This is a genomic window from uncultured Nevskia sp., from assembly GCF_903885465.1.
Classification (GTDB): domain Bacteria; phylum Pseudomonadota; class Gammaproteobacteria; order Nevskiales; family Nevskiaceae; genus Nevskia.
This window is the reverse complement of record NZ_CAISIQ010000076.1, coordinates 1-5,069: the sequence shown is the minus strand read 5'-3', so window position 1 is coordinate 5,069 and position 5,069 is coordinate 1. Positions and strand designations below refer to the sequence as shown.

General features: G+C 65.9%; 7 protein-coding genes. 6 read left to right on the top strand and 1 reads right to left on the bottom strand.

Features of this window, described 5'->3' with window-relative positions; all coding sequences use genetic code 11:
- From metG to QZY06_RS02850, 6 genes are all read left to right on the top strand, one after another.
- Window positions 1-423 (top strand): methionine--tRNA ligase subunit beta (metG, locus tag QZY06_RS02875; RefSeq protein WP_295679937.1); only part of this gene is annotated, 423 nt, incomplete at its 5' end.
- Window positions 420-779 (top strand): hypothetical protein, encoded by a 360-nt coding sequence (locus tag QZY06_RS02870; protein ID WP_295679934.1) that lies wholly within the window; start codon window positions 420-422, stop codon window positions 777-779. The genes metG and QZY06_RS02870, both read left to right, overlap by 4 nt.
- 8 nt (window positions 780-787) lie before the next feature.
- Window positions 788-1,429, top strand: a complete 642-nt coding sequence (locus QZY06_RS02865; protein WP_295679932.1) for an RnfABCDGE type electron transport complex subunit B — start codon at window positions 788-790, stop codon at window positions 1,427-1,429.
- Window positions 1,430-1,436: 7 nt separating this feature from the next.
- A complete protein-coding gene (gene nth, locus QZY06_RS02860) occupies window positions 1,437-2,150 on the top strand; it encodes an endonuclease III (protein WP_295679929.1) in 714 nt (237 codons plus the stop codon).
- Window positions 2,151-2,181: 31 nt separating this feature from the next.
- Window positions 2,182-3,198 (top strand): EF-P beta-lysylation protein EpmB, encoded by a 1,017-nt coding sequence (gene epmB / locus QZY06_RS02855; RefSeq protein ID WP_295679925.1) that lies wholly within the window; start codon window positions 2,182-2,184, stop codon window positions 3,196-3,198.
- A 25-nt stretch (window positions 3,199-3,223) separates the two neighbouring features.
- A complete protein-coding gene (locus QZY06_RS02850) occupies window positions 3,224-4,492 on the top strand; it encodes an EAL domain-containing protein (RefSeq protein WP_295679923.1) in 1,269 nt (422 codons plus the stop codon).
- 149 nt (window positions 4,493-4,641) lie between these two features.
- Here QZY06_RS02850 and QZY06_RS02845 read toward each other — a convergent pair.
- On the bottom strand, window positions 4,642-5,069 hold a 428-nt coding region (locus QZY06_RS02845), incomplete at its 5' end, for a M48 family metalloprotease (RefSeq protein ID WP_295679920.1).

Sequence of the window (5,069 nt, the reverse complement as noted above, 5' to 3'; positions counted from 1 at the left end):
GCGCCAACGACGGCAGAGGCCCCGAAAGCCAAACCCGCGAAACCGGCACCGGCCGCGATGACTGCTCCAACAACGAGCACAGCCGGCGACACCGCACACGCCAGCATCGAAGACTTCGCCAAAATCGACCTGCGCATCGCCCGCATCGAAAACGCCGAAAGCGTCGAAGGCGCGGACAAGCTGCTGCGGCTGACGCTCGATCTCGGCGCGCTGGGCAAGCGGCAGGTGTTTGCCGGCATCAAGAGCGCTTATCCGCCAGAGAAACTCGTCGGCCGGCTGACCGTGATGGTCGCCAATCTGGCGCCGCGCAAGATGCGCTTCGGCATGTCCGAAGGCATGGTGCTGGCGGCCAGCGGTGATGAAGGCGGGCCATTCCTGCTGGCGCCGGATGATGGCGCGCAGCCGGGCATGAAGGTGAAGTGAATCTCGACCTCAAGTTCGCGGCGAAGCTGTACTGCACCGCGACCGGTGCCGCGCTGATCGCCCTCGGCCTGAGTGCCTGGGGCACGGATCGCGCAAACCCGATCATCGGCGCGATGCTAGCCGGCGCCGGGTTGTTCCTGATCGCCGGCAGCTTCGGCCGCCCGACCCGGCTGACCGCGATGCTGGCCTTGTGCGCGCTGTGCTTCGGCGGCGCTTTCCTCGCCGGGCTGGGCTATGCGCTGCTGGCCTTGGTGCTGCCGTCATGGCCGGTGTTGCGACTGCTGCTGATCGAACTCGCGGCGACACTCGCCGCCGCGACGTTGGCCCGCAGGATGTATCTCGAATCGCTTAAATGAGCGGCTCAGTGACTGCAGACCTGGCCTCCCGCCTCGACGAATTGCTGCCGCAGACGCAGTGCCGCCGCTGCGGCTTCGACGGCTGCCGGCCGTATGCGGAAGCGCTGGCCAACAGCAGCACGACGCTGAATCGCTGCCCGCCAGGCGGACTGGCGACGATCGCCGCGCTGGCCGCTGCGCTCGAGCTGTCGCCACTCGCGCCCGATGCTTCGGTATGGCCGGACGATGCTCCGCTGACGAAGGATCATGCGTTGATCCAGACCATCGCGGTGATCGACGAAACGCGCTGCATCGGCTGCTACAAGTGCGTGCTGGTCTGTCCGGTCGACGCGATTCTCGGCGCGCCGAAGTTCCTTCACGTGGTGATCGACGAGGACTGCTCCGGCTGCGATCTCTGCCTGCCGCCGTGCCCAGTCGACTGCATCTCGCTGGAGGTGCGGCCAGCCGCATTGACGCCGGCCGCAGCGATGACTGAACGCTGGCGCAATCTGCACGAGCGTCGCAAGGTCCGTTTGGCGCGTGAGCGCGAGCAGCGCGACGAAGCCCGCCGGCTGCGCCGTGGCGAAGTGCTGGCGGCGCAGGCGAAGGAGATCGACATCGGCGCCGCGATCGCCCGCGCGCGGCTGCGCAGACAGCAGACCCAGCCCTGAATTCGCCATGAAACTGGAAAACCGCATCGAGCTGTACCGGCGCCTCGCCGCCGCCAATCCGGACCCGCGCAGCGAGTTGGTCTACCGCAACAGTTTCGAGCTGCTGGTGGCCGTGGTGCTGTCCGCGCAGGCCACCGATGTCAGCGTCAACAAGGCGACGGCGAAGCTGTGGCCGATCGCCAGCACGCCGGAAGCGATCCTCGCGCTCGGTGAGACGAAGCTGCGCGACTACATCAAGACCATCGGTCTCTATCAAACTAAGGCGAAGAACGTCATCAAGTTGTGCGAACTGCTGCTGGCGCGCCATAGCGGTGTGGTGCCCAACGATCGCGCCGCACTCGAGGCGCTGCCCGGCGTCGGCTCGAAGACCGCGAGCGTGGTGCTGAACGTCGCTTTCGGCGTGCCGACGATCGCCGTCGACACCCACATCTTCCGGATCGCCAACCGCACCGGCCTAGCGCCGGAGAAGACTGCCGACAAGGTCGCTGCGAAGCTTGAAAAAGTGACGCCGAAGGAATTCCTGCTCAACGCCCATCACTGGCTGATCCTGCACGGCCGCTACGTTTGCAAGGCGCGACAGCCGGAATGCTGGCGCTGCTCGATCGTCGATCTCTGCGGCTACAAGGCGAAGACGCCAGCGGCAGGCGAAGCGGCAACGGCACTGAAAGGCAAGCCGGTGGTCAGAAGGAAACCCGCGCCGCGCAAATCGGCCGTGCGTTGACCGCACCGATCAAACCCGGACAATCGACCCGATGGATGACGGCCTTTCCCCAATACCGAACGCGATCCGCCCGCTGTGGCAGACGCTGCTCGCCGACGCGATCACTCGGCCGGCCGATCTGCTATCTGCCCTCGGCATCGATCCGGCGCATCCAGCGCTCGCCGCTGAACTGCTGCGCGCATTTCCGATCCGGGTGCCGCGCGGCTTCGCGGCTCGCATGGCTCGCGGCGATGTCGACGACCCGCTGTTCCGGCAGGTCTGGCCATCACCGCGCGAAGCCGATGAGGTGCCCGGCTATACGACGGATGCGGTCGGCGATCTGGCCAAGCTGAAAGATGGCGGACTGATCCACAAGTACCAGGGCCGGGCACTGGCGATCGCCACCGGTGCCTGCGCGGTGAACTGCCGTTATTGCTTCCGCCGGCATTTCCCGTACGGCGATGCGCTCGCGTCCCGCAACCATTGGCGCGCGACGCTGGCCAGCCTCGACGCTGACCCGAGCATCGAGGAAGTGATCCTCTCCGGTGGCGATCCGCTGGCGCTGTCGGATGACAAGCTCGCCGAGTTCGCCGCAGCGCTGGCCGAACGGCCGTGGATCAAACGGCTGCGACTGCACACGCGGCTGCCGGTGGTGCTGCCGGAGCGGGTCGACGAACGTCTGCTCGGCTGGCTGTCGGCGAGCCGGCTGCAGAAGGTCGTGGTGCTGCACATCAACCACGCCAACGAGATTGACGAGGCGGTGATCGAAGCCTGCACACGGCTGCGCGCGGCCGGCGTCACGCTGTTGAATCAGGCCGTATTGCTGCACCAGGTCAACGATTCAACGGATGCGCAGGCCCGCCTGTCCGAGCGCTGCTTCGCCGCCGGCGTGCTTCCCTACTATCTGTTCGTTCTCGACCGGGTGGCAGGCGCCGCACATTTCGACGTGAGTGAACTGACAGCACAGACGATCATGCGGGAGCTGGCAGCACGCTTGCCCGGCTATCTGGTGCCGCGCCTGGTCCGCGAAATCGCCGGCGAGCCGGCCAAGACCCAGCTGCCGTGGTAACGGCCCGGCTCATCCCGCCACGGTCATGAATCTGCCGCGCGAGCCCGCCTCGTCCCGGGCCGCATTCCGCGCGGCGCTTGCTGCATCGTCGCCTGCACAGGGTCGCGTATGCGCCGCGCTGCTGCTGCACATCGACGGCTTGGCCGGTATCGAGGAGCGCATCGGTTTCGTCGAAGCCGAAACACTGGCAGGACTGGTCTCGGCGGCGATCAGTACACGACTGATGTCGGACGATGCGCGCTACGCCTTGTCGATCGACGAAATCGGCCTGATTCTGCAGCGCGCGGACGCCGCCGGCATCGAACGATTCGCAGAAACCCTGCGCCGCGAGCTGCACGAGGAAATCTTCACGGTCCGAGACCAGGAGGTGCAGATCTCGGTCACGCTCGCCTGGTTCCAGACCGGCACCGCCGACACGCTCGACGCGATGCTCCTCAAGCTGGTCAGCGAAGCACGCGCCGCCTCGCTGAAGGGCGGCAACACGGTGATCGGCGTCGGCTTGGTTGCCCCTTCGGTGCAGAACGAACTTGAAGATGCGCGCATCGCCGGCCTGACCCGCCGCGCGCTCGCCGAAGACCGCATGCGGCTGGCATTCCAGTCGATCGCCAGCCTCGAAGGCGGCCGTCATACCCACTTCGATCTGCAGGTGCGCATGGTCGACGAAGACGGCCATGAATGGCGCGCCTCGGAGTTCCTGCCGGCCGCCCAGAAATTCAATCTGATGCGCTCGGTCGATCGCTGGGTGATCGCCACAGCGCTCGATATCGTCCAGCGCCGTCGCGGCACCCGTGACGCAGCCACGCTGTTCATCAAGCTGTCCGAAGACACAGTGCGCGATGCCGAAGCCTTCATCCTCTGGCTGCGCGGCCTGCTCGATGGGCGGCGCCTCAAGGCTAGCGAAGTGGTGTTCCAGGCCCAGGAGCTGGTGCTGCAGAACCACATCCGCAAGGCGCGCGCGCTGACCCGCGAACTGGTCGAACTTGGTGCCGGTGTCGCCATCGAGCACTTCGGCGTCGGCAGCAACTCCCGGCAGATGCTCGACTACATCCCGGCCCAGTTCCTGAAGTTCCACGCCTCGTACACGCAGTCGTTCACCGATCGCGAAGTCCAGAAACGGCTCGGGGAATTGATCGAAGCCGCGAAGCAGCACCGGATGAAAACCATCGTCAGCCATGTCGAGCGCGCCGACATGATGGCCAAGCTCTGGCAGATGGGCATCCACTTCATCCAGGGCTACCACGTACAGGAGCCCGAGGTGGTGATGCTCGGCGAGGATCTAGGGGTGAAGCGCTGAGCAGCGCGCAACGAAAAGGCGACCCGCGGGTCACCTCTTTTGTCGCAAACCTTCCCAAGGCGGGTGCTCACGATCGCCACCGACCGAGGGCTCCCGAACGCTTTACCCGGGGATCGGTCGCAAGGCGATCGGGAACAGCATCCCCCGCATCAGGCCGATGCCTGAAGTCGAGCAATGCGCTCTTCGAGCGGGGGATGCGTCATGAACAAGCTCTTCACCTCGCTGGCAATGCCAAACGCCTGCATGCCCTGCGGCAAGGTCGACGGTTCATGCTGGGCTTTAAGCTTCTGCAGCGCGGCGATCATCTTGCGCTTGCCGGCGTAGTGCGCGCCGCCAGCGTCGGCGGCGAACTCGCGGCGGCGCGAGAACCAGGCGACGACGATCGAGGCCGCGAAGCCGAGCACGATCTGCATGACGAACGAGGTCACGTAGTAGCCGATGCCTGGACCGCCACGATCGTCGCGCTTAAGCGCCGAATCCACCGCATAGCCGATGACCCGCGACAGGAAGATCACGAAGGTGTTGAGCACACCCTGGATCAGGGTCAGGGTGACCATGTCGCCATTGGCGACGTGGG